Source organism: Globicatella sanguinis NBRC 15551, from assembly GCF_001552295.1.
Classification (GTDB): Bacteria; Bacillota; Bacilli; order Lactobacillales; family Aerococcaceae; genus Globicatella; species Globicatella sanguinis.
In genome coordinates, this window is the sequence record NZ_BCQX01000165.1 from 1 (window position 1) to 3325 (window position 3325).

Consider the following 3325-nt stretch of genomic DNA (forward strand, 5'->3'; position numbering starts at 1 on the left):
AATTTGACACTATCAAGACTCTGCTTAGAATAGGAATTCATGAAAGAGTATGCTATAATAATAAAAAAGAGTCAATATAGGAGGAGTCTTTATGGCAGCCGACATTTTAAAGGAAACAAAACAACGAATGAATAAAGCAATTGATGCTTACCGTAATGAATTAGCAACAATTCGTGCAGGACGTGCAAACGCTAGTATTTTAAATCATGTGAATGTATTATATTATGGCGTTCCAACACCATTAAATCAACTAGCAAGTATTACCGTTCCAGAAGCGAGAATGTTATTAATCTCACCTTATGATAAATCATCTTTAACTGAGATTGAAAAAGCGATTTTACAGTCTGATGTGGGGATTACCCCTTCAAATGATGGTAGCGTGATTCGTTTAGTCATTCCTGCTTTAACTCAGGAGCGACGTCAAGAATTAGTTAAACAAGTTGGTAAAGAGCAAGAAAATGCTAAAATTGTTTTACGTAATATTCGTCGTGATGCAATTGATCAAACGAAAAAAATGCAAAAAAATAATGAATTGACTGAAGATGATGTGAAAGATTATGAAAAAGATATTCAAGTAATCATTGATGAAGCAACTAAAGAGTTAGAAAAAGTTTCTGCAGAAAAAGAAACAGAAATTTTAGGTGACTAATTTTATATTTATGATTGAGGATGAACTAAAAGTTTGAAATACTGTTTGGTTCCCTCTTTTTTTATAGTCTGTGGTTGAGTAGCTTTAAAATGTTTTCTATGAGTCGGCAACAACTGGATAAACTCATTCAAGTAATTGAGCATAAAGTAAAAGCACGGTGGGTGAGTAGTCTTAAAGTAGCTGACACTATTTTTGAAAATTCAGCCAACTTATTGCACGCTATTAAAACGCGCAGTGGTTGAGTAGCCTCAACCTGCATCTTAAAGACTGGTTTGAGACCTATTCCAACTTTTTAGGGGTAGGCAGACGAAGCGATATTTTTTTAAATTTTCACTTTTTGCTTGCTACCAACTGTGCTTGGGTAGGGCAAGCACAGAAAAAAGCATTCGCTTTTCTATTTCTAGTCTATACCCAAACGTGCGAGGGTAGGTCAAGCGAAGCACAAATCATCCGCTTTTTTATTTCTGGCCCATTCCCATTAGTTTGTGAGATGTTTTCTACTTTAATGATAAATGGCGATTCATTGTCGAAAGAATTTCAGAATGCACAATTATTTTAAACAACCAAAAAGACCTTGAAGTCCAAAGATGACATTCAAGGTCTTAAATTTATTTACCAAAATATTCTTCTAAAGCTGTTACAATGACATTGGTTACTGCTTCTTGATAATCAGCTGAGGTAATATATTGTAAGTCGGTCGCATTGGACATATAGCCTAATTCCAATAATATAGCTGGACGTGTATTTTCCCTTAGAACAGAGTAATTGCCGAATAAGGTTCCGTTATTCGGTAATGCGAGTGTCGAGATCGCATCATTAATACTTTTTGCTAATTCATAATCATGTTCATGGAAGTAATAGGTAGTGGAACCTGACCAGCCAACTTGACCTTTATCAAAATGAATACTGATGAAGGCATCGACTTGTTGCTCATTACTTAAATCACTACGCGGTATCAAATCGATGAATTCATCTGTTTCACGAGTCATAAGGACTTTTGCTCCAACCGCTTCTAATTTTTGTTTTAATAAGAGCGAAGTAGACAAGGTAATGTTTTTCTCATAGACGGATTCATCTTCAGTAGTTGCACCGGAATCTTCACCACCATGACCCGGGTCAATCATAATGACAGCATCTTGTAATGATTGAGCAGTCTTCTCAGTCACATGGCCAATCGAATCAGCTTCCATTCCCGCAATTCGACTTTCTACATAACCTTGTAGACCATCACTATCTTCAACTAAAATAAATTCTGTTTCATTACCATCTGCCGAAACGACTTCATCAATGTATTTGAATTTTTGACCATACGCAATATCATAAATACGATTAGCATTCAATGAAGGAGCATCAAATAATGGTTCACCAGAATATCTTACAACCACTATTTTTTCAGCTGCTTCTTTTGCTTTTTGAATGGCTACGGGGTCATAGACTTCATCGAGTTTATCAGGATCAATTGAAGGCACATCACTTAAATTGATTAAATTAACGGCGCGTGTCTTAATGTATCCATATCGCCCTTCGACTTCAACTTGTAGCCAACCTTTTTTCTCAAAGCGAACAATCAGGTAATTTTCAGGTTGAATTGTAGTCATCACAGCCGATTTTTCGTTCGTTTCGGTATAAACCGGTGTATCAACTAAAATATGGGCCGCAATAGCATGATCACTCGTTAATGTTTCACTTTCAATAAACCATTCAGGTACCCAACCATCGCTACGAGCATCAAGTCTCAGTTTGTACCAACCATTTGCTTTAGATAATACATCATAGCTTTTACCTTTTTCTAAGGTTGCGATACTTTCAGAATTTGTTGCTGGTTCTATCCTCGCTACTACTTGATCTTTATTAATTGTGACCTGTTCATCTGTAATTAAACTGAAAACAGCTAAAGAACCAATTAATAGCATTAATACGGTCATGAAAGGAGGGAAATATTGACGCGATAAGAGTAATCGCATGAATTTTATTAGATTATCTTTCATAATTCCTCCAATATAAAACAATTCTACTTTATGTTATTATAAGACATTTTTCATAGAAAGTTCAAACTTTTCAATAATGTTATCGAATAGTAATCTATTTGTGATAATAATGACATTATAACGGGGGACAAATTTATTGATAGATTAAAATTATGTTAGATACGTTTAATTTATCCATTATTTTTTTATCAAAATAAACTTGACAAATCCTTTAACTAACGGTAATCTTATACAAAGATGAATAGTATATTCGATAACATAGACAAGTAGCAAGCCGACCTTCAGAGAGTACATTCCGTGGCTGAAAGAATGCACCTAGGCAAGAGCGAAGACACTATCGAGAAGAATAATGAAAAGTTATTCCGTTAGCCGCGATATGGCTTTGAGGTGATAGTTTAACTATTACAAAGTTAGGTGGTACCACGTATTGAACGTCCTAAAGCAATTGTTTTGCTTTAGGATTTTTTTACTTTATTAGACCGATATAGCAATCCTCACCGTGATAACCAAACAGTTGGTGTTAGTGTTCAATCATTCAAGTTTTTGACTCATATCGAATGACGTGATTCATAGGATAGCTATTACTAAAGTATTAATATCTAAGCATTCAATAAGGAAAAAACCAAGAGCCAGGGCATAATCTTGATAAATTTAGTTAAGATTATTGTTTGTTAATTAATAGCACAGT

Annotated in this window: 2 protein-coding genes; one reads left to right on the forward strand and one right to left on the reverse strand. The window is 34.7% G+C overall.

Annotation, left to right across the window (positions count from 1 at the left end; translation table 11 throughout):
- Nucleotides 1–91: 91 nt before the first annotated feature.
- A complete protein-coding gene (gene frr, locus GSA01S_RS09690; RefSeq protein WP_066127042.1) occupies nt 92–649 on the forward strand; it encodes a ribosome recycling factor in 558 nt (185 codons plus the stop codon).
- Nucleotides 650–1257: 608 nt separating this feature from the next.
- Here frr and GSA01S_RS09695 read toward each other — a convergent pair.
- Nucleotides 1258–2637: an N-acetylmuramoyl-L-alanine amidase gene (locus GSA01S_RS09695; RefSeq protein WP_066127045.1), complete on the reverse strand. Its 1380-nt coding sequence runs from the start codon at nt 2635–2637 to the stop codon at nt 1258–1260.
- Nucleotides 2638–3325 lie beyond the last annotated feature (688 nt).